The sequence below is a fragment of the Hyunsoonleella rubra genome (assembly GCF_042684665.1).
GTDB classification, from domain to species: domain Bacteria; phylum Bacteroidota; class Bacteroidia; order Flavobacteriales; family Flavobacteriaceae; genus Jejuia; species Jejuia rubra.
The window spans coordinates 525,470-546,993 of sequence record NZ_JBHULY010000005.1 but is presented as its reverse complement, the minus strand read 5'-3'; the positions used below and the strand labels follow the sequence as shown (position 1 = coordinate 546,993).

The following is a 21,524-nucleotide window of genomic DNA, read 5'->3' as shown; positions in this document are numbered from 1 at the left end:
CATAAATTAATCACGCGTATATTGCACTCTACCTGAACAGAAATAAAAGTAAATCTCTAAAAATTAAACCCAAAGCGCCCCGTGATCCCAAACTTTCGTGCATTGGGATATTGCTCAGCGCCTTTGTAGTTGCCTCTGAAGTTAAAATCGAGCCTAAACACCTTAAAAATATTACCAACACTAAGGCTGTATTCGTAGTAGGGCTCTTTTGACGGTGCTACCAAAACGAGGTTGGCAGGATTGCTGGGTACGTTGCTTAGCGCAATGTTTTCGTCTGAAATACTGGCCAGAACACCTCGAACACCAACAATCTCCCGTAAATTTAACTTCTTTAAAAATGGTATTCTGGAAAATATACGGCCGTTAAAATTATGCTCAATATGAAATGAGGCATAAGTATCCGAAACGAATTCATAAAAATCCAGTTGGGAAAAGGTATTGTAAATAGAAAAATACGTTTGGTTACCAGGAATGACACTAAGCAGCCCCAAAGGTACTTCCCCGAAGGTTTTCCCCACCTCAACAGAAGTGGTCAATCTCCCAAAACCGCCAATTTGCCATGGCTGTAAGTAGGACAACTGCACTTTAGTATAATCAAAATCGCTTTCTAAAATACTTCGGTCCGCCCGGCTGACCTGAGCAAAAAAGCGGGCAAAATCATAATTTGCGGTTCGGCGTTCCACTCCAAAACCTGTCATCTTTCTTCCGGGGTAATACTCCAGGGACAAGGTAGTCTCAAACTGCTTGATTCTGGAACGGACACCATCAGGGGTATTATAATCCAAACTAAAGGTAGGGGATGCCGATTCCAAAGTACGGTAGTTACCACCAAGCCGAAAGATTAAATTCCGGAAGGGCTCAGTTTCTACAGCAAAACTAGTGAGGTTAATAGCCGTTAATTTATCATTGGAACCCGTATTGGCTACCGAAGAAGATGCCAAACTTCTTCCTAGCACATCTGAACTGGTGGTTAAACTTGCCCCGATCTGTTCGATATCACGGCGATTACCCCCCGATAGAATCACTCGATTCTTTTTATCGACCATCCATTTACCTGAAATGCCGTATTTAAACTTATCGTCCCTAAACCCATACGCCATAAAGCCTTCCAGTCTCCATAAGTCATTCTGCCCAAAGTAGGTGCGCCCTCCGGCCCTTAAGCGCCAACCCTCTACATCATTAAAACCAAATGAGGAAAAAATAGGCCCATAATCCAAAGGCAAGGAGTTAAATTCAATATAGCCAGAAGCCAAAATACTTCCCAAATTATAAAGGCGCTGGAATTTTTTCACCGTTTTTAGGGTATCCAGCATTTTATAAACGGCCTTTTCATCCTTGCTCAATTCTTCCATACGATTGGCCTTCCAAAAGGCATCGTCCCTGTCGTAGGCGTCCACGTTATAATTGTACACCTCGGTTTCATAGAATTTTTCATCCTTAGGAATATCAAACGCATAATTATCGTAAAGCGTGGTACGCTTCCCATAAATACCTCTGGCCTTTTCCTTTTTACTAAAGGAGAAATCACTCATCATGTAGTCCCGCTTAATTAAAATCAGGGAATCATTCAACACGTCGTACTCCTGTTCAATATATATATCCTTTACCCAGTTGATATTGGCACTTTTTGAAGCCTGAAGATTAATTTCCTTGATGGCATAAGTAGTGTCGGCTACCCAAAAATCGCCCTTAAAGGTTAGTTCGTTCGTTCGTCTCGGGTAATATATAATATTGAAGCACCATTTATCGTCAATGAATGTACTGTCAGACAACACGTAATTATAGGTATTGATTCCTGTTCTTGACAATGGGCTGACAAAACTCTTATCAAAAAACTTCAAATAATTGTCATAAATATTGAAATCGGAGTACAAATCGCCCACAAAATCAATAATGACTTGATTGTCGCTAAACCCTGAATTTTTATTGCCCTTTAACACCTCTTTTTCCTTATTGGTGGTGTTGTCTCCATATACCTTGGACACTGCCTCGTTGATAAACATGGGCAAATAGGTTTTCCCCGTAACGCTTGAAGTGTCCACTTCATCAAAAACAAACTCCATCCCCCTAAAAAGGCGACTTTTTATAAGTGCACTATCAATACTATTGATATCAAACTCTACTTTTTCATATTTATCGTACTCGTATTGCTTGAACTGTTTCAGCCCATTTTGGCGTTTATGCTCCCAAATCTTTCTCAGAATATCGATGGCCGGATTATTCTTTTTGGATTGTTTTCCAGAAACGATAACGACCTCGTTTAACTGGGACGCTTCTTCCTTTAAAGTGAATTTTAAATTATAATTGACTTTTTTGGTCAGTGGTACTTTTAGCGTATGATACCCTAAAAATGAGACGGTAAGCCCATCCCAAGTTTCATCGGATTCCAAATAAAACTTACCGTTTTCATCCGTAATAGTTCCTTCGGAAGTGCCTGTAAAAATAACGGTAGCAAAGGAAACCGGCTCGTCAGCTTCATCAAATACGTAACCGCTCACCTTGGTTTGGGCCACGGCAACACCAATGCTGAAAAGAAAAAGTGCAACAAGTAGGTTTATCTTCATTCAAAAAACTTTATTTCCTTTTATAAGACAAACAAAACTGACATGGGTTGCATGGATTGCAAATAGGGCTTGGTTCATCTTAAAACAAAAACTTCACCAACAACCGAGCAAATTCTATGCCGATAGTGGATGAAGTTTATATAACGTAAAACGTCAGAATTTATTTGTAAAGCACTTTCTTTACCGCTTTGATCACATCCTCGTGGTTTGGCAACCATTCTGCCAATAATACTGGCGAATATGGGGCAGGGGTGTCGGCGGTATTTATTTTTACAACGGGAGCATCCAAATAATCGAAGGCTTCGCTTTGTACCAAATAGGTAATTTCAGTTGCCACATTTCCAAAAGGCCATGCTTCTTCTAAAACTACGAGACGGTTAGTTTTCTTAACGGATTCCAAGATGGCTTTTCTGTCCATCGGACGCACGGTGCGCAAGTCTATTATTTCACAGGAGATGCCTTCTTTTTCGAGCTCATCGGCCGCTTTGTAAGCCTCTTTGATAATTTTTCCAAAAGATACGATGGTTACGTCATCACCTTTTCTTTTGATCTCGGCAACACCAATTGGTAAAATATACTCGCCTTCTGGCACTTCACCTTTATCACCATACATTTGCTCACTTTCCATAAAGATAACCGGATCATCATCACGAATAGCGGCTTTCAATAAACCTTTTGCATCATAAGGATTGGATGGCACTACCACTTTTAAGCCCGGGGTATTGGCAAACCAGTTTTCAAAAGCCTGAGAGTGCGTTGCACCTAACTGACCTGCTGAAGCCGTTGGCCCACGAAATACGATGGGGCATTTAAACTGCCCACCGGACATCTGCCTTATTTTGGCGGCATTATTTATAATTTGATCAATCCCAACCAAAGAGAAGTTAAAGGTCATGTATTCCACAATAGGCCTGTTTCCAGTCATGGTGGAACCGATGGCTACACCCGCAAAACCAAGCTCTGCAATAGGGGTATCTATAACGCGCTTTGCACCAAACTCATCTAGCATGCCTTTTGAAGCTTTGTAAGCCCCATTGTACTCCGCTACTTCCTCACCCATTAAATATACACTTTCGTCTCTGCGCATTTCCTCGCTCATGGCTTCGCAGATCGCCTCTCTAAACTGAATTGTCTTCATAAACTTGCTTTTAAGTCAGACTGCAAAAATAACAATAAATGCCTAATGGCATAAAAAGAATACTTTAAAAATTTACTATGCATGCATAGTATTTTTCAAATAAAATACCTACCTTCGTGCAGTTAAAAATAAACGCATTTTAATAGTAATAATGTTATGAAAATATTGGTTTGTATAAGTCATGTGCCCGACACAACCTCCAAAATTAATTTTACGGATGGCGATACAAAATTTGATACCAATGGCGTACAGTTTGTGATTAATCCGAATGATGAATTTGGATTGACCCGAGCCATGTGGTTTAAGGAAAAACAAGGTGCCAACGTTACTGTTGTCAACGTTGGTGGTGCCGAAACCGAGCCTACGTTGCGCAAGGCCCTAGCCATTGGTGCAGATGAAGCAATTAGGGTAAACACCTCGGCTACTGATGGGTTTTCTGTCGCAAAACAATTGGCTAAAGTTGTTGCAGATGGTAGTTATGATTTGGTGATTGCCGGGCGCGAATCCATTGATTATAATGGCGGTATGGTACCCGGATTACTAGCTGGATTGACCGGTGCTAATTTTGTAAACAACTGCATCGGACTGGAGGTAAATGGTTCAACAGCAACAGCAACTCGAGAAATTGATGGCGGCAAGGAAACCGTTTCAGCCAGTTTACCAATAGTAGTTGGCGGTCAAAAAGGTTTAGTAGAGGAAAGCGATCTGAAAATCCCCAACATGAGAGGCATCATGATGGCGCGTAAAAAGCCTTTGAATGTTTTGGAACCAGTGGATTCCGTGGCAAAAACTCAATCGGTATCTTTTGAAAAGCCTGCTCCGAAGGGTGCCGTAAAATTAGTGTCTCCGGATAATTTGGATGAATTGGTGGACTTACTTCATAATGAAGCGAAGGTGATTTAATCAGCTCATTGGGGCTCTCGAAATGGGCTTTTAAAAATAATGCAACATGGCACTTCGAGAACCTCAGTGCCCTAATAAACAAAAGAACTATGTCAGTTTTAGTATATACAGAATCAGAACAGAATAAGTTTAAAAAATCGGCTTTTGAGGTGGCGTCTTATGCCAAGGCAGTAGCCGACCAGTTGGGCACTACCGTAACTGCGGTGGCCATTAATATTGACGACACTTCTGCCCTTGGCAATTATGGCGTAGATAAGGTTTTAACCGTATCCAATTCAGAATTAAATAGCTTTAATGCGAAAACTTATGCCTCGGTCCTTCAACAGGGTGCAGAAAAAGAAAGTGCTAAAGTTGTGGTACTAAGTTCCAGTGCGGACAGTAAATATCTGACACCTCTTTTAGCCGTTGGATTGGACGCTGGTTATGCCTCCAATGTGGTGGGTGCTCCGTTAAGCACCAGTCCTTTTACAGTTAAGAGAACTGCCTTTACCAATAAGGCTTTCGAAAATACCGAAATTACATCTGATGTAAAAATCATTGGAGTTTCCAATAATGCTTTTGGACTGGTTGAAAACAGTGGGATCGCGTCTTCTGAAAGTTTTGCACCTTCCTTACCAGCCTCAGACGTAAAGGTAGAATCCATAGACAAAGCCACGGATAAAGTAACTATTGCCGATGCTGAAATTGTGGTATCTGGTGGCCGAGGCCTAAAAGGCCCAGAAAATTGGGGTATGGTGGAAGAATTGGCCGACGTACTTGGGGCGGCAACAGCCTGCTCCAAACCTGTATCCGATTTAGGATGGCGTCCCCACAGTGAACACGTTGGGCAAACAGGAAAACCAGTAGCTTCAAACCTTTATATAGCCATCGGTATTTCAGGCGCAATTCAGCATTTGGCGGGCATCAACGCCTCAAAAGTTAAGGTAGTGATCAATACAGACCCAGAGGCACCTTTCTTCAAGGCTGCCGATTATGGCGTAGTTGGCGATGCTTTTGAAGTGGTACCACAACTCATAGAAAAATTGAAGGATTTTAAAGCTCCGCAATAAAATATTTTATAACTTGTAAGTTCGAAAGACGAGGAACTGTTTAAATTTGGCGAATTAATCGTAAATCTGCCTATGGCAGTTGGTAAATTCCAAATTTAAACAGTTCTTTGCGTTTTAAATTAGTATGAGTTTAGTAAGATTGAACATAAAGGGCATTTCCTATAGCCAGACCCAAAATGGTGCGTATGCCCTGATATTGAATGAAATTGAGGGCGACCGAAAACTTCCCATCGTTATTGGTGCTTTTGAAGCCCAGTCCATAGCCATTGCTTTAGAAAAGGAAATCCGCCCACCACGACCTTTAACTCACGACCTTTTTAAGAATTTTGCCGATAGATTTGATATCGTAGTAAAACAAGTCATCATCCATAAATTGGTGGATGGTGTGTTCTATTCCAGTTTGATTTGCGAACGCGATAAGATTGAGGAAATCATCGATGCCAGAACCAGTGACGCCATTGCTCTGGCCTTACGTTTTGACGCTCCTATTTTCACTTATAAAAACATCTTGGATAAGGCTGGTATTTATCTTAAAGTCGATACCAAAAAAGAAGACGAAGACGAAATAGAGGATAGCATTTTAGTGGATGATGTTTTAGCTGGCGAGTTGGAACCCGCCACCTCCCAAACGGACTATTCTTCAAAATCTTTGGATGAACTTCACAAGCTATTGGACGAAGCAGTAGCTAATGAGGACTATGAAAAAGCGGCACATATCCGGGACGAAATCTCCAAACGGTAATTAAACATTTCTTTTATGAAGCAACTGGTTTTCAGCATCGTGTTTATCCTTTGCTTGATTGCCACACCTTCATTTTCACAAAACGACACTGCGCTTACTGAACGCAATTCTACTGAATTAGTTTCTCAGGTTGAAACGGAAATTAATACGACTCTTGTTGGCGACACCACGGCCACTGCAGCCGTCAAAACCAAACTTAAAGACACCTCCGCAGACTCAACGGACGAAATTATTCCTAGTCAGGGCTTTTCATTCAACAGCCTTTGGCGCGGTATTTTAGGTATGCTATCCTTGGTGTTTATCGCCTTTTTATTCAGCAGTAATCGCAAAGCGATCAACTGGAAAATTGTGGGTATTGGATTGGCATTGCAATTGCTGATTGCAATTGGTGTGCTAAAAGTGCCAATTATTGAAAGCATCTTCGAGTTTCTCGGAAGCATTTTTGTTCAAATTTTGGAATTCACAAAAGCTGGAAGCGATTTCCTTTTCAGTGGCCTAATATCGGATACGCAAACCTTCGGCTATATATTTGCATTTCAAGTCTTACCGACGATTATATTTTTCTCGGCACTCACTTCTGTATTATTATATTTGGGCATTATTCAAAAAGTGGTAAAAGCCATGGCATGGCTGTTAACCAAAGCCTTAAAAATTTCGGGTGCGGAAAGTCTTAGCGTGGCAGGGAATATCTTTTTGGGACAAACCGAAGCCCCGTTATTGATAAAAGCCTATTTGGATCGCATGAACAAATCCGAAATACTGTTGGTGATGATTGGTGGGATGGCCACAGTTGCGGGCGCTGTTTTAGGCGCTTATATCGACTTTTTAGGTGGAGATAGCGAGGTGTTAAAGTTGTTTTACGCCAAACATTTATTGGCCGCTTCAGTGATGGCAGCTCCTGGCGCGATTGTGATTTCCAAAATACTCTATCCCCAAACAGAAACCGTAAATACGGACGTGTCCGTATCCCAAGAAAAAATCGGCTCTAACTTTTTAGATGCTATCGCTAATGGCACTACTGAAGGTCTTAGGCTTGCGGTTAATGTTGGTGCCATGTTATTGGTATTTTTGGCGTTCATCGCCATGTTCAACGGTATTCTTTTTTGGATTGGCGATATCACTTCTTTTAATGGGTGGATTGCCAATAATACCATTTATGATGAATTTTCTTTAGAGCTTATTTTGGGTTATCTATTTGCACCTTTAATGTGGTTAATAGGGGTGGCCAAGGAAGATATGGCCTTAATGGGACAACTGCTGGGCATTAAATTGGTCGCTAGCGAATTTGTAGGCTATATACAGTTGGCTGACCTGAAAAACGCATCAAAAGCCGTTCATCTGAATTATGAAAAATCTGTGATAATGGCCACCTACATGCTTTGTGGTTTTGCCAATTTTGCATCCATTGGTATTCAAATTGGAGGCATCGGTTCCTTAGCGCCTGGACAACGTAAAACTTTATCAAAATTTGGAATGCGCGCTTTACTGGGTGGCACAATTGCTTCCCTGATTTCGGCGACTATTGCAGGGATGATTATTGGATAAAAGTGGAGCCCCTATTTTTCAATTGTTATTTAACAATATTCGTGGCCCATATTTGTTTTATTCAAATTTGAAATTATTCTATTTTTCGTCCGAATTATTCATAATTCTACTGCCAATCCGCATAACTGTCCAAAATTCAAAATATTAACTTTTTTAACAAAAACGAGCATGCATTTCATCGGATTTTGCTGACTTCACCCTGTTTTTTGCGCATTTCATCCATTATTTTTACACTTAATCAGATTTATACCTAAATTATGATGAACCAAAATTCGATTTGAAGTTCGTAAAATCCCTTAAAACTAAGAATTATGAATGGCTACATTACTCTTGGAATTATAGCATTGCTGTTCGTGGCAATGTATGTTTACTCATACGGCACTGTTTACATGGAAACACTCAAAGAAAAACGAGACAAAAGAAAACTACACGAACACAAAGAAGCTATGCTCAGACTAAAAATGCGCAAGCAACGGCAGCGTGAAGAAAAATATCAAAAAATTTATAACCGAAGTCAAGAAATTCAGAAGCGCATAAAAGAAGTAGAACGTGATAGGGTTTTAATAACACAAAAACTAAAAGATAATGTGGCCCTAGAATTAATGAAAAACAAATTACAAGGGGCCACACAGCAACAAACAGGTTAGTAAATCCTTAAAGAAACCCTCAAAGCAGCTCAATTTTAGAATTGGGCTATTTTTTTGTTGTCATTGAGCATAAATTACCGTTAATAACTTTTTGATATTCTTCCATTAGTATGAGAATCTAAGCCCTCTTTTTCTTTAAATTCGTAACCGCTGTTTTTTATTAGACAGCTTATGTCTAACTTTTAAAAGATTCCCGCGTTCGCGGGAAATTGGGATGAAGCAATACCACGACTTAGTAAAACACGTTTTAGAGCATGGCAATGAAAAATCAGACCGCACGGGCACTGGCACCAAAAGTGTGTTCGGGTATCAAATGCGATTTGATTTAAGTGAAGGGTTTCCGATGGTAACCACCAAAAAACTGCATTTAAAATCGATTATTTACGAACTGTTGTGGTTTTTGAAGGGTGATACCAATATTGAATACCTAACGGAAAACGGCGTGCGGATTTGGAATGAATGGGCGGATGAAAACGGTGATCTGGGACCGGTGTATGGTCATCAATGGCGGAACTGGAACAGTGACGAGATCGACCAAATCAAAGACGTTATCCACAGCTTAAAGCACAACCCAGATAGCAGACGCTTGCTGGTGTCTGCTTGGAATCCATCGGTTTTGCCGGATACTTCAAAAAGCTTTAGCGAAAATGTAGCGAATGGTAAAGCGGCACTGCCTCCATGCCATGCCTTTTTTCAGTTTTATGTAGCCAATGGGAAACTGTCCTGCCAACTGTACCAACGCAGTGCAGATATCTTTTTAGGCGTACCATTTAATATTGCCTCGTACTCCCTATTTACCATGATGATGGCGCAGGTTTGCGGTTACGAAGCTGGTGAGTTTATCCACACCTTTGGTGACGCCCATATTTATAGTAACCACTACGAGCAATTGGAATTGCAATTATCCCGTGATATCCGTCCTATGCCAAAAATGATTTTAAATCCCGAAGTAAAAGATATTTTTGATTTTACCTTTGAGGATTTTACTTTGGTGGATTACAATCCGCATCCCCATATTAAGGGGGTTGTTGCTGTATAACACGCTATGATATAGTGTTTTAATTTCCTTGTCAGAAAATCTTCTTATATTGTAGGGATTCAATAAATGATGGTTGCTCTTTAGTCGCCATTGGTAAACCAACCAAATGAAAACCACTCTTACAAAAACCAGGAGAATACACTCCATGGATTCCCTGCGCGCAATTATGATGCTTTTAGGGTTGGTTCTGCATTCAGTTATCACCTATGGCACCTTCGATTATAAGGTTTGGCAGGTTCAAGACCCAAATACGACTCACCTCTCAAACGACTTTATGGTTGCCTTGATTCATGCCTTTAGAATGCAAATATTTTTTATGGTGGCTGGATTTTTTGGCGCCATGTTATTCTATGAGCGCACGCCCATAAAAATGATAAAAAATCGCCTTGAAAGGATATTGTACCCCTTTTTGGTTTTTGTGATTTTGTTGTGGCCAACCATTGTATTTGGTTTTGCCTATACGGGACGTATTTTTCAAGGTAACGCCAATGCTTTGGAAGACACTTTGTCCCTGTTTACCAACTTGGGCATATATATTCCCCAAAGCACATTTCACCTATGGTTTTTGTACTATTTAGTTTTGATAACCGCTTTCTCTGTGATATTCGGTTTTATATTTAAAAAGTTCCCCTCTGTTTCGCTTAGAATTTCAAACGGATTTAGTTGGGTTATAAAAAAACCGATAATTCGTATTTTGGTTTTGGCAAGTATTTCGGCCATAGTCTATTTTATAATGGGCGTTTCTTATGTATCCACTTCGGTCTCTTTTGTTCCGGAATTTAACACCTTTATTTATTATTTCACCTTCTATAGCATTGGCTGGGTGTTATATCAATCCAAACATCTTTTGCATGTTTTTATGAAACACGATTGGATAAATACCCTATTGGGTGTCATTCTGTTTTCTGTTTATTTTTTTACACGAAGTTTAATGAATTACGAAGGTATAATCATCTTAAAATCGATAATGGTTTGGTTCTTTATTTTCGGCATCACGGGTTTATTTATTCGCTATACCAGTAACCATTCCTCAAGAATGCGATACATTTCTGATTCCTCCTATTGGGTATATTTAGTGCACGTTACTTTAGTGGTAGTACTTCCAAGTTTTATAGTCGATTGGCCCGTACCTTCCATCATTAAAGTGCTGTTTGTGGTCATTACTGCCGGTGTTATCAGTTTTGTAAGCTATCATTATTTAGTCCGCTCCACGTTTATTGGAAAATTTTTGAATGGTAGACGCTATTCCAAAAAGCTATCGGATATTAAGAACGCTGAGGCATTAACCAACTTGAAACCGTTATTGGATAATTAAAGAGTAGTACCTAAAAAAGGGTGTTTCTACTAATGCTTCCGCGTTAGGGATTGAAGCGGCAGCTTTTGGCGAGGCGCGCATCGAGCCAAAACTATGAGCGGAAAGCCCGACCCCTTGTGGGTAACGCCCATAACATCCCTGCGCCCCAAAGTAAATTTAGGCCGTAAGTTAAAACGGGTGTAAAACAAAAAAGCACCTCCAAAAGAAGGTGCCTTGTGTAAATGTTTTAGTAAAACTTATACGGTTACAACGCCGTTTTCAGCACCTGCAAAATCGTTCCAAGCATAAGAATCTGCTTCAGAATCGTTAACATAAGCACCGTCTACGATATACTTAAATTCGTAAGAACTGTCTTTGTCTAAATCTACAGTACCTTTAAACGTACCGTTCTTCAATTTTTTAAGCGGAGCCTTTTTAGCGTTCCAGTCGTTAAAACTTCCAACTAAAGCAACTTTTTTTGCATCAGGAGCTTCAATTGAGAAAGTTACTTTACATATAGGTTTACTCTTTAAATACTGTTTTTTAATAGCCATAATTCTAGGTGTTTTTTATTGGTGCAAATGTATAAAATCTATGAGAACCGGAATATGATAAACCGCTTATTTTTAAATAATTATCAATTTGATAATCTGCGTTTCGCATTACTTTAAAGTATGCAAATAATCCTATTGAAATTTATGTTTTATGCAATTTTTAAATGCATTTATAATTGATTATCAGGCCATTTGTTTTTTTGGCGTGATACCGCAGTTAAATTCCTATTTTTGCGCTCCAGTAATTAAAAAACTTTAACTTTACTTTTTAAACGTTGCACATGTTCGGGAAGAAAAAACAAACACCTCAAATAGATAAGGAACAACTGGAACTTATTGAAAACGCCCAAAGACGGGTAAAACAGAAAAAAAGGCTGTATGTGCATTTTGTGCTATTTTTGATTGGTTGTGTTTTTCTAATTGTGGCCAACACGGTTCTTGGTATTGGCAAGGATTTTACCATTGCTGGCATCAATTGGTTTGTTTATACCATTTTATTTTGGCTGTTCCTGTTTTTGTACCATCTCTTCAACGTGTTTGTGACCCACAAATTTATGGGGAAGGCCTGGGAGCAACAACAAATGGAAAAATTGGTAGCCAAACAGCGGGAGCGCATTGATAAAATGAAAGAAGGGTTTAGAAAAGAGGAAGAAATCAAAGCGAAGAGCGAGGTGTATAACGAAACCTTAGCCACACCTAAAAAAACTACTCCAAAAAAAAAGACCTCTGAACTCACGATAATTGCCGCAGCCTCGGAGAACGATGCCATTGGCAGGGGCAATCAGTTGATTTGGGATTTGAGCACCGACCTAAAGCGTTTTAAATCTTTAACGAGCGGGCATCATATCATTATGGGGCGCAAAACCTTTGAAAGCTTCCCTAAACCCCTGCCCAATCGCACCCATGTTGTCATCACTCGGCAGAAGGATTATAAAGCGCCTGTGGGGGTTATTATAGTGCATTCCTTGGAGGACGCGATTGATGCTTCAAGAAATGACAGCCAACCGTTTATTATCGGTGGTGGACAGATTTATGAGCAATCGATGGGGATTGCAGATAAAATTGAACTCACCAGAGTACATGAAACCTTTGAGGCAGATGCCTTCTTCCCAAAGATTGATACTTCAGTTTGGAAGGAAACCGAAAATATTTTCCATCAAAAGGATGCAGAGCACGACCATGATTTTTCGTTTATTACTTACGAGAGAATTTAAGTGGTAATATTATTGCTATTTTTGCACCATAAAAACGAACTAACAATGAAAGCATACGTATTCCCGGGACAAGGTGCCCAATTCACTGGAATGGGACTGGACCTTTACGAGAACTCGCCAGAAGCCCAAGAACTTTTTGAAAATGCCAATGACATTCTGGGCTTTAATATCACAGATATTATGTTTGAAGGTTCCGCTGAGGATTTGAAACAAACTAAGGTAACCCAGCCCGCTATATTTTTACACTCCGTAATACTTGCTAAAACTTTGGGCGATTCGTTTCAACCGGACATGGTTGCTGGACACTCCTTGGGCGAATTATCAGCTCTGGTAGCCAATGGCGCGCTGACATTTGAAGACGGCTTAAAACTGGTTTCAACACGTGCTATGACCATGCAAAAAGCTTGTGAATTACAGCCCAGTACTATGGCGGCCGTTTTAGGTTTAGAGGATGATATTGTTGAAAAAGTATGTGCTGTGACAGAAGGTGTTGTTGTAGCTGCCAACTATAATTGCCCTGGCCAATTGGTCATTTCTGGTGAAATCGATGCTATAAATAGGGCCTGCGAAACCTTAAAAGAAGAAGGTGCACGTCGCGCCTTGGTGTTGCCCGTTGGAGGTGCGTTCCATTCACCATTAATGGAGCCTGCGCGCGAAGAGTTGGCTGCAGCAATTGAAAACACCACATTTAGCACACCTAAATGTCATATTTATCAGAATGTTACGGCCAGTGCCGTAAGTGACGAAAATGAGATAAAAGCCAATCTGATTTCCCAATTGACTGCTCCGGTGCGATGGACACAATCCGTGCAGCAAATGATAGCTGATGGTGCTACTTTATTTACCGAAGTGGGCCCAGGGAATGTATTGCAAGGCTTGGTAAAGAAAATCAACAGGGAAGCACAAACTGCATCTGCAACTTTTGAAACCAATGCCTAAATGAAAATCACACGTCGCTCCGCGTTTATTTTTATTACTACCATTGTCACTATTGCTATAGACCAGATTTCTAAAGTTTTGGTTCGAGCAAATGTTGAGCCGGGTTCTTCATCTCCAATTGTTGGCGACTATCTTCAACTGATGAATGTTGAAAATACTGGTGCCTTTTTGGGAATGGGTAGTGAGCTGAGTGGCACTTTGAAAGTAATTCTTCTTTTGATTTTACCTGTTATAGTCTTGGCTCTTGTCATGCGCCATATACTGAAAGACAAAAGTTTGGATAATTGGTCTTTGTTTGCATTTGCCAGTATCATCGGTGGTGGTATTGCTAATGTTTATGACCGATTTGCTTATGGAAGCGTTACAGACTTTTTATATTTGAGATTAAACGATACGTTAAGAACAGGCATCTTTAATCTGGCCGATTTATCCGTAACTACCGGCATGATTATTTTGGTGGTGATGATGTTTCGAAATAAAAAGAAAAAAGAAATAAAAGAGGCTGTCTAAAAGGTCCCATTTATGTCAATCTGAACTTGTTTCAGATTCTCATGTTTTTTTAAAAATCAAGCATTTAAGATTCTGAAACAAGTTCAGAATGACAGGTTTTCATAATTTATGGACAGCCTCTTCAGTCAAAACTTAGGTATAGCTTAGTTTGGTTGATTTTTCAGTAGCTAATTTATTTGAAAGGTTTGTTCTTCTCCAAAGCCATAATTAGGAAAACTTAAGGGATGGTAACGGGAACATCAACGCCAGCACCGTAAACCCCATCAGAAGAAAAAATAACTTCATTACCTAGACTTAGTGTGAAAGGCCCAGCCCCATCATCAAAAAGGTCAGATATGCTGAAAGTGTAAGATCCTGACGATAAGCACATTGCTTTTATTATCCCATCTGCTAGTCCGGCATAAGCTCCAAAGTCTGCTGGTGTTGCGCTTTCAAATACGGTATTGTCCGCATCATCTACAACTTTCCAATAGATTTCCTCTGGCCAACTATCAAAAGTGATATCTAAAATTAGTTCAGGATTGGGACATTCCTGTTTAAGATTTAGCGCAATACCTTCACTTTTTAGTAAGCCTTCTGCTGTATTGATAATATCGATTACTACTACGTCTTCCCCAGAAGGGTTAACATTTGGGCCAACAACATCTACCAAAAAGCCTCCAACATTATTATTAGCTGGAACAGTTACCGATGATGGAATTGAATATGCCGAAGCATCTGCAGTAGTAAAGTCCTCATTAACTGTAAGTTCAAAGGTTCTGTCTGAGCTTGAGATGATGGACACGGCAATTCTAACCTCTTGAGAAATATTGCCATCTGGAGCTACTCCTATAGTAAACCCAGACTCAAAACCAACATAGTCGATATTTAAAATGGCGGGAGTGTCATCATTTTCTTTACAATTTGTAAAAAGCACAAGGCTAAACACAGTGAATATTAGGATTATATTTTTTCTCATAATTTTTCGCTTAAATGTTTACTGCTGATTGATGCTGTTGTCCATATTTGGATTGGCATCAATTTCCGATTGCGGAATGGTCAAATAAAACAATTCGCTATCTGCTGGAACGTTTACAGGTACTCTATGGACTGCATCTCTATTTATGGGCATCCTGAGGCGTTTGGCATCAAACCATTCCACGCCTATTTCACCGTACAGTTCCTTTCTGCGTTCCAAAAGTATTTCTTGAAAAAGAGCATTGCCAGAGTTTGAAGACATTGTAGCATTAGGATCTCTTTCCTTTTGAAGGGTAAATAACAAGCTTCTGGCATCATCTTCATTGCCCAATCTGTATTGTGCTTCAGCATCCACCAATACCATTTCAGATTTTCGCATAAAAGGCACATCCGAAGCAAAGGTGAAGGTGAACTTACTCGTTACGAATTCCCTATATGGCGTAGAGGATCCATAAATATCTTCAAACAACTTTCTAACATCGGTGTCAGAAAAAGTATCCCTAAAATTTGTATTGGCATACGTTGCAAAATAGCCGTCACTGTCATGATCTATCATAGCATGTGGTGAGAGCCAGAAAAAATTACTTTCGTTGGAGCCGTCCTGAAACATACCCCATAACCAATCTGGATCAGATAAATCGTCAAAACCTTCACCCCAGTTTGTGGACGTTACGGCATTTTCAGCATCCCCTCCGTAAGCTGCTTTTGCCGAGGCTGAGGCCAAATCCCAATCGTCTTGCGTAACTTGTAGTACTCTTGCTAAAATACCGTTGGCCACAGTTTTGTTGATGTAGCTTTTGCCCAAGCGTTCTTCTGGTAAATCTTCTATGGCGGATTTTAGATCAGAAAGAATCATGTCATAAACCTCACTTAATGGGCTGGGAGGGTTTCCCGTAGAAGAACCTGTTGCGGGTTTTGTATATATGGGCAGTCTTGCAACGGATCTGTCATTGTTGTAGTTTGGGGCAAATTCCAGCGCTAATTGAAAATAATGAAATGCCCTTAAGGCTTTGCCGACAGCGATAAACTCCTTTTTGGTGCCTTCATCCAAATCTGGGCTATTTTCAACACCGTTGATAATCGCATTAGCATAGTTTACGAATTCATAGTTAAATGTCCATGTGAAACTGGTACGCCTGAAGGTTGGTGATCGGTTTTCATGAGCGTAATCGAACAGGAAAAATGAAGGCGCTTGAATTAAATCATTCCCTTTAACCGTTCTGGCAAAGTACATGGCGTACAATCCGCCAGTATCTGGATTTGAATTATTGCCACCTTCTAATCCATCATCGGTCAAATCATCATCCCATTGTCCCTTGTATCTGGCATAAATACCTGTAACAAAAGATTGAACAATCTCTCTATTTGAAAATACAACAGATTCCGGAAGTCCGGCCGTATTTTGGGGTTCATCTAAAAATTCCTTTGAGCAACTAAGAATAGAGGCCATTAGAACCGTCAACAGTATGCGCGTATATGAGTTATTTATGGTAGTTTTCATTTTCATGTTTTTTAAAATTCTATGATAAGTCCTGAAGTAATAGTTTTTGATAATGGCGACCGGCTATTGGCAACACCATTAAATGCCTGCTCAGGATCAATGCCTTTATGGGATTGCCATGTCAGCAAATTATCTGCTTGTAGAAAAAGACGAAGTTTCGAGAGACCTATCCGTTCAACAGTAGATTGGGGCAAATTGTAGCCAAAGGTTAAGCTCTTCAGTCTTAAATAATCGTTTCTAAATAAGAAGCGTGTTGAGCGCGAAGCATGGTCATTATTGCTGGCTAGCAATAACGGAAAATTGGTGATATCCCCAGGGTTTTGCCAAGCGTTGAAGTTGTCGGGATGTGCACTGATACCTGGGTTTTCAAAAGTATTTATGAGTCCTGAATAGTCATTATCCAATAGATAGGCTCCAGCACTAAAGTTGAACATTAGATTTAAGTCGAATCGTTTGTATCGTAAATAGGATGTGAAGCCGCCTTCAATATCTGGCAGAGAACTTTTGTTTTGATCATATCGGGTGGCATCGTCATAACTTTTTGTTGTTACCTTATCGGTTACCACGCCATTGGCGTCCAAAACGTCCATAAACCACATGCCGCGTCCATCAGCAGGGTCAACCCCTGCCCACTCGCGGATAAAGAAATCGAAAATGGACCCCCCAACTACATAGCGTTTTGAACCTGCTATGATTTCGTCCTGAGGCAATTTGGTCCATTCATTTTTATTTAAGGCGAAGTTTAGCCCAGTACTCCAAGTGAAATCCTCAGTATTGAAATTCATAGAACGTAAAGACACCTCCCATCCAAAATTTTTGATGGAACCGATGTTGGTCACAATTTTGTTCACTCCCAAAGATCTGGGAAGTGGTTTGTCCAAAATTAAATCTACCGACTCTTTTTCATAATATTCCACAGTTCCTGAAATCGCCCCATTGAACAATTCAAAATCGGCACCAATATTTAGGGATTCTACCTTTTCCCATCGTAGGTTGGCATCTGATACACCTTCTAACAAGATACCTGAATTACCCTCATTTACAAATCCCGTTTGGAACACCGACTGATACGGAAAACGGCTTGTAGTCCTGTTATTACCCAATTCTCCGTAAGAAGCTCGTAACTTTAAATAGGTAAGTGTATTACTTTCGCTTAAAAAGTTTTCTTTGGTAACAACCCAACTCACCCCGCCGGCTAAAAAGTTGCCCCAACGTGTATCTTCATTAAATCTAGTGGAACCGTCCCTTCGGAATGAAAACTCACCATAGTACTTTTCGTCAAAATTATAACTTGCCCTGCCCAAATAGCTATTTATCCTTGAGGTGATTACGTTACCACCAACACCTTCTGGTACTGTGGCACTGTCAAGGTTTTCAACACCGGGCAAAAATCCTGTACCTTGTGAAGATAAATCATCTTGGGTATTGGTATACGCTTCGGTAATCACATCCACGGAAATATTGTGCTTGCCAAAATTATTAGTGTAGTTTAAGGATTGAATTGCATTGAGTGTTGTAGTCAAATCACGCTGTTGAGATACTCTTCCACCAACATCTGAAGCGATTCCCACTATGTCATCATCAAAACTAAAGGAATCGAAAAGGTAATTTTCGTAACTTAACCGAGACCTGAAAGTAAATTGTGGTGTAATTTTAACCTCAGCAAAAGCATTGGCAAGATAATTGGTACGTACCCGCTTTTCTTTTCCTAAAAACAAGGTGGCTAATATGTTTTCTATCCCAAAAACAGGCCGGACGTTATTTACAGACTGTCCAGGCACTTGGCCGTTGCCTAGATCGTAGATCAAATCCCCGGCACTATCCCTAACAAAGTTGCCGTTGGCATCACGAAGGTAAATTGGGTATATACTCGCTATGCCATAAATCCATGAAATGGCCTGTGTGGTATTGCCACTGGTTTGGTCGGGATTATTGGAATTGGAACGTGAAAAACTGGAATTTAAACCTACTTTAAGCCAATCATTTACTTGGGTTTCTAGATTTAATCTTGTAGCTACCCTTTCAAAATTGGAAGGCACCACTGGACCATCTTCGTCTAAATAATCAAAAGCCAAAAAATATCTGGATTTCTGACTACCACCAGAAATACTCAAATTATGGTTTATCCTTAAATAATCATTTCTAATAACTTCTTCTTCCCAGTTGGAATCCCACAGCAAATTGGCGCCGGTTGCCAAGTTTCCATTGGTATCGATTGGATTTGTAACACTATAGGGATTATAACCCAAATAATCAATGAGCCCGTTGGTAGCGCTTTGGGCCGCCTCGGAAGCGGTCTGTCCGTTTTCGTATTGATTGGTGTTTTTAAGGGCTTGCCAAGTTAACTTCAAATAATCCTCTGGCCCGGCTAAATCGTGGATTCCAATAGTAGGATTTGAAATTCCGACCTGAGAGCGAACAGTAACCTTTGGCGTAGCACCGACGCTCCCTCTTTTTGTTGTAACTAAAATGACGCCACCCGATGCTCTTGATCCATACAATGCTGATGATGAAGCATCTTTAAGAACAGATATACTTTCGATTTGATCTTGGCTAATGGTATTTAAATTACCCGAAAATGGAGCGCCGTCCACAACAATTAGAGGTCCTTGCTCCAAACTCTCACTGGAAATTCCACGTATTCTAATGATTGGATTCGTGCCAGGCTGCCCTCCGTCCGTTAACAAACTTAATCCCGGAACAGCACCTTGGAGGGCCCTCAAGGGAGATGTTACCTGCTGGGTCTCGATTACACCACTGGACACTACGTTTATCGCACCCACGATCGATTCTCGGGTTTGGGAACCATAGGCGACGACAACCACTTCTTCAAGTGCGGTGGTATCTTCCTGAAGTGTTACACTGATCATATTTTCTGAACTAACAGTAATCTCTTTGGAAACATAACCAACAAAACTAAAAACCAAAGTTGCACCTTGACTCACCGTTATAGTGTAATTACCTTCAAAATCCGTTGTTGTTCCCGCAGTTGTTCCTTTGATCAGGATCGTAGCTCCAGGCAGGGGAAGATTGTTTTGATCTACAACTTTGCCCGAAACTGCCTTTTCCTGTGCCAATGCAGATAGCAAACCAAATATTACCAGCATTAGTGCTAAATAGTAATTTTTTAATCTCATAAGTAAGTATTTGAATTAGTCCACGCTGATTGAAGAAAGGGAGGCGATCAAGATTTTTTAAGTGACTAATTCAAAAAATTATACTTTACAGGAACAAAGCTTAGTGTAATTCCAATATATTATGTAAAGCTCTTAGTCGCCCCACCTTTGACAATTGCATTGATAAAAGAAAGGATTATGAAAGATGACGGGGATAAATCTTATAATAGTTTACCCTACCGAAGAAAACTTACTTATGATTTACCCCAGTTTTTTACGAAGTCTTAATTTGGATTGTATATATTCAGAAGGTGTTTGGGAAGTTTCTTTTTTAAAGGCTTTATTAAATGTGACCTTATTGTTGAAGCCCACCTCGTAAGCTATATCAATGATATTGAGGCTACCATGGACGTCATTGTCCATAATGTTTAGGGCTTCCTTAATTCTGAAAGTATTAATTAGTTCGAAAAAATTCATATCGAAATGCTCATTAATGATTTGGGAGGTGTTATGACGCGTAGTATTCAATTTTTCAGAAAGCCTCTCTAAATTGATATTGCTTTGCTTGTAAATCCTGTCTTCCACAAGTAATTTAACTAAGCTTTCTTTAAGTTCTTTAGAAAGCCCTTTGGTTAGCCCTGACTTTTGGTATTTTTTAGTGAACAGTCCGTCCACAGGGTTAAACTCATTGGTGAAAATGCTCGGTTGCACACTCGCTTTGTAGGCAATATAAATCACCATAATCGACATGGCACCAACTTGAAAGTAACTTAGAAAATCAGAAGTAAACACCAAAATACCACTTACGGGCAAACCATAAATCACATAACTAATGACGTACGCCACATGTAAACGATAAATAGTTCGTTTCCATTTGTAAATAGGCTGTTGAGTTGTATTTGGCAGAATTTCACTATTCTTAGTGGCATACTGCAACTTTCTTATCAAAACGGCATACACGGAAAGGGAAATTACCTTCGAGATAAAAATGACATACCTATTGATATCATAGGACGTGTTGAGTTCTAACATGATTTCAATCTTCTCTGAACCCGACAGCGCATACATTGGAAAGAGATAAAGTACCAAAATTATATTGGGCACAAAATGCAACACATCCAAAGGCTTGAACCTGTAATTATGGGTGGCGCTTTTAAAGTAAAAATAAAGCAACGGACCATATAATAATGCCGTACTTGCCGCCATTAAGTACACATGTGGATACTCATAGCGATAGTTAGACAAATACATGACAAACTCCAAAATAAATAGGGAATGCACCCCAACAAAACCGCTAATAAACAACTTGGCACGCGTATTGGCCTTACCCGATAAATTGATAATCACCATAAAGAAGAAGCCTATCAGCGATGCATAAAAAAATAGAAAGGTTACGAAATTGACCTTTTTAACGAACTTGTCGGCAATAGTTTTATAGGCTTTGGAAGCCTTAATGGTATCATACGCGCTATCATTTAGAATATCAAAATCCAGTGTATTGTTAATATATTTTTTGGTGTAAAGAATAGAGTTTTGAGGTTGATTGAGTTTTGCATTGAGGAGTGCGAGGTTTTTGAAAATCGCTACCGAATCATGGCGTTGTTCTTTAATAGCTTCCTGGTACAGCACCAATAAATCCTTACTGCCCAAAACTTTATCGGCATCCTTTTTTTGGATCAAACTATCTATTGGCGATTGTGAAGTCTCTGAAAACGCAAATAGTCCACTCACACTTCCGTAAACCACAAGGCAACAAAAGAATTGCAGTATTTTTGCTTGGTTGACCATTAACTTAGTTTGAAAGTAAGAATT

General features: G+C 39.9%; 17 protein-coding genes. 10 read left to right on the top strand and 7 right to left on the bottom strand.

What is annotated here, in order from left to right; genetic code table 11:
• Positions 1 to 56 precede the first annotated feature (56 nt).
• Together ACFSR8_RS03220 and ACFSR8_RS03215 are read right to left on the bottom strand one after the other, a co-directional pair.
• Positions 57 to 2,564, bottom strand: a complete 2,508-nt coding sequence (locus ACFSR8_RS03220; RefSeq protein ID WP_380288965.1) for a DUF5686 and carboxypeptidase-like regulatory domain-containing protein — start codon at positions 2,562 to 2,564, stop codon at positions 57 to 59.
• A gap of 160 nt (positions 2,565 to 2,724) precedes the next feature.
• The gene (locus ACFSR8_RS03215; protein ID WP_380288963.1) at positions 2,725 to 3,702 is read right to left on the bottom strand and encodes a pyruvate dehydrogenase complex E1 component subunit beta; all 978 of its coding nucleotides are present in this window, start codon (positions 3,700 to 3,702) and stop codon (positions 2,725 to 2,727) included.
• A gap of 156 nt (positions 3,703 to 3,858) precedes the next feature.
• Between ACFSR8_RS03215 and ACFSR8_RS03210 the strand changes: the two genes are divergently transcribed.
• From ACFSR8_RS03210 to ACFSR8_RS03180, 7 genes are all read left to right on the top strand, one after another.
• Positions 3,859 to 4,605 carry an electron transfer flavoprotein subunit beta/FixA family protein gene (locus ACFSR8_RS03210; RefSeq protein ID WP_380288961.1) on the top strand — a complete coding sequence of 249 codons (747 nt, stop codon included), beginning with the start codon at positions 3,859 to 3,861 and terminating at the stop codon, positions 4,603 to 4,605.
• Positions 4,606 to 4,694: 89 nt separating this feature from the next.
• A complete protein-coding gene (locus ACFSR8_RS03205) occupies positions 4,695 to 5,654 on the top strand; it encodes an electron transfer flavoprotein subunit alpha/FixB family protein (protein WP_380288959.1) in 960 nt (319 codons plus the stop codon).
• Between the two features lie 124 nt (positions 5,655 to 5,778).
• Positions 5,779 to 6,396 carry a bifunctional nuclease family protein gene (locus tag ACFSR8_RS03200; RefSeq protein WP_380288957.1) on the top strand — a complete coding sequence of 206 codons (618 nt, stop codon included), beginning with the start codon at positions 5,779 to 5,781 and terminating at the stop codon, positions 6,394 to 6,396.
• A gap of 15 nt (positions 6,397 to 6,411) precedes the next feature.
• Positions 6,412 to 7,941, top strand: a complete 1,530-nt coding sequence (locus ACFSR8_RS03195) for a NupC/NupG family nucleoside CNT transporter (RefSeq protein WP_380288955.1) — start codon at positions 6,412 to 6,414, stop codon at positions 7,939 to 7,941.
• A gap of 311 nt (positions 7,942 to 8,252) precedes the next feature.
• The gene (locus ACFSR8_RS03190; RefSeq protein ID WP_380288953.1) at positions 8,253 to 8,588 is read left to right on the top strand and encodes a hypothetical protein; all 336 of its coding nucleotides are present in this window, start codon (positions 8,253 to 8,255) and stop codon (positions 8,586 to 8,588) included.
• 214 nt (positions 8,589 to 8,802) lie between these two features.
• Positions 8,803 to 9,627 (top strand): thymidylate synthase, encoded by an 825-nt coding sequence (locus ACFSR8_RS03185; protein ID WP_380288951.1) that lies wholly within the window; start codon positions 8,803 to 8,805, stop codon positions 9,625 to 9,627.
• A 106-nt stretch (positions 9,628 to 9,733) separates the two neighbouring features.
• Complete coding sequence (locus ACFSR8_RS03180) at positions 9,734 to 10,942, top strand: acyltransferase family protein (protein WP_380288949.1); 1,209 nt, start codon at positions 9,734 to 9,736, stop codon at positions 10,940 to 10,942.
• A 236-nt stretch (positions 10,943 to 11,178) separates the two neighbouring features.
• Here the strand turns inward: ACFSR8_RS03180 and ACFSR8_RS03175 are convergent, their stop codons facing one another.
• Entirely contained in the window at positions 11,179 to 11,475 is a 297-nt protein-coding gene (locus ACFSR8_RS03175; RefSeq protein WP_380288947.1) for an isoamylase early set domain-containing protein, read from the bottom strand.
• 281 nt (positions 11,476 to 11,756) lie between these two features.
• On the opposite strand from ACFSR8_RS03175, the gene ACFSR8_RS03170 reads away from it, so the two are divergent.
• From ACFSR8_RS03170 to lspA, 3 genes are read left to right on the top strand one after another with little or no spacing between them, the layout of a single operon-like run.
• Positions 11,757 to 12,689 carry a dihydrofolate reductase gene (locus ACFSR8_RS03170; protein WP_380288945.1) on the top strand — a complete coding sequence of 311 codons (933 nt, stop codon included), beginning with the start codon at positions 11,757 to 11,759 and terminating at the stop codon, positions 12,687 to 12,689.
• Between the two features lie 45 nt (positions 12,690 to 12,734).
• Entirely contained in the window at positions 12,735 to 13,628 is an 894-nt protein-coding gene (gene fabD, locus ACFSR8_RS03165) for an ACP S-malonyltransferase (protein WP_380288943.1), read from the top strand.
• Positions 13,629 to 14,138, top strand: coding sequence for a signal peptidase II (gene lspA, locus ACFSR8_RS03160; RefSeq protein WP_380288941.1), 510 nt, complete (start codon positions 13,629 to 13,631; stop codon positions 14,136 to 14,138).
• Positions 14,139 to 14,355: 217 nt separating this feature from the next.
• Here the strand turns inward: lspA and ACFSR8_RS03155 are convergent, their stop codons facing one another.
• From ACFSR8_RS03155 to ACFSR8_RS03140, 4 genes are all read right to left on the bottom strand, one after another.
• Positions 14,356 to 15,096 carry a hypothetical protein gene (locus ACFSR8_RS03155; protein ID WP_380288939.1) on the bottom strand — a complete coding sequence of 247 codons (741 nt, stop codon included), beginning with the start codon at positions 15,094 to 15,096 and terminating at the stop codon, positions 14,356 to 14,358.
• Positions 15,097 to 15,114: 18 nt separating this feature from the next.
• The gene (locus ACFSR8_RS03150; protein ID WP_380288937.1) at positions 15,115 to 16,596 is read right to left on the bottom strand and encodes a RagB/SusD family nutrient uptake outer membrane protein; all 1,482 of its coding nucleotides are present in this window, start codon (positions 16,594 to 16,596) and stop codon (positions 15,115 to 15,117) included.
• Between the two features lie 11 nt (positions 16,597 to 16,607).
• On the bottom strand, positions 16,608 to 19,733 hold the full coding sequence (locus ACFSR8_RS03145) for a SusC/RagA family TonB-linked outer membrane protein (RefSeq protein ID WP_380288935.1): 3,126 nt from the start codon (positions 19,731 to 19,733) through the stop codon (positions 16,608 to 16,610).
• Positions 19,734 to 19,973: 240 nt separating this feature from the next.
• Complete coding sequence (locus tag ACFSR8_RS03140; RefSeq protein WP_380288933.1) at positions 19,974 to 21,500, bottom strand: helix-turn-helix domain-containing protein; 1,527 nt, start codon at positions 21,498 to 21,500, stop codon at positions 19,974 to 19,976.
• Positions 21,501 to 21,524: the final 24 nt, after the last annotated feature.

Coding starts and splice junctions, on each gene's coding strand:
- ACFSR8_RS03195 (WP_380288955.1), top strand. CDS start 6,412: ATGAAGCAACTGGTTTTCAGCATCGTGTTTATCCTTTGCTTGATTGCC.
- ACFSR8_RS03205 (WP_380288959.1), top strand. CDS start 4,695: ATGTCAGTTTTAGTATATACAGAATCAGAACAGAATAAGTTTAAAAAA.
- ACFSR8_RS03190 (WP_380288953.1), top strand. CDS start 8,253: ATGAATGGCTACATTACTCTTGGAATTATAGCATTGCTGTTCGTGGCA.
- ACFSR8_RS03220 (WP_380288965.1), bottom strand. CDS start 2,564: ATGAAGATAAACCTACTTGTTGCACTTTTTCTTTTCAGCATTGGTGTT.
- ACFSR8_RS03170 (WP_380288945.1), top strand. CDS start 11,757: ATGTTCGGGAAGAAAAAACAAACACCTCAAATAGATAAGGAACAACTG.
- ACFSR8_RS03180 (WP_380288949.1), top strand. CDS start 9,734: ATGAAAACCACTCTTACAAAAACCAGGAGAATACACTCCATGGATTCC.
- ACFSR8_RS03155 (WP_380288939.1), bottom strand. CDS start 15,096: ATGAGAAAAAATATAATCCTAATATTCACTGTGTTTAGCCTTGTGCTT.
- ACFSR8_RS03215 (WP_380288963.1), bottom strand. CDS start 3,702: ATGAAGACAATTCAGTTTAGAGAGGCGATCTGCGAAGCCATGAGCGAG.
- ACFSR8_RS03140 (WP_380288933.1), bottom strand. CDS start 21,500: ATGGTCAACCAAGCAAAAATACTGCAATTCTTTTGTTGCCTTGTGGTT.
- ACFSR8_RS03210 (WP_380288961.1), top strand. CDS start 3,859: ATGAAAATATTGGTTTGTATAAGTCATGTGCCCGACACAACCTCCAAA.
- ACFSR8_RS03150 (WP_380288937.1), bottom strand. CDS start 16,596: ATGAAAACTACCATAAATAACTCATATACGCGCATACTGTTGACGGTT.
- ACFSR8_RS03200 (WP_380288957.1), top strand. CDS start 5,779: ATGAGTTTAGTAAGATTGAACATAAAGGGCATTTCCTATAGCCAGACC.
- lspA (WP_380288941.1), top strand. CDS start 13,629: ATGAAAATCACACGTCGCTCCGCGTTTATTTTTATTACTACCATTGTC.
- ACFSR8_RS03175 (WP_380288947.1), bottom strand. CDS start 11,475: ATGGCTATTAAAAAACAGTATTTAAAGAGTAAACCTATATGTAAAGTA.
- ACFSR8_RS03145 (WP_380288935.1), bottom strand. CDS start 19,733: ATGAGATTAAAAAATTACTATTTAGCACTAATGCTGGTAATATTTGGT.
- fabD (WP_380288943.1), top strand. CDS start 12,735: ATGAAAGCATACGTATTCCCGGGACAAGGTGCCCAATTCACTGGAATG.
- ACFSR8_RS03185 (WP_380288951.1), top strand. CDS start 8,803: ATGAAGCAATACCACGACTTAGTAAAACACGTTTTAGAGCATGGCAAT.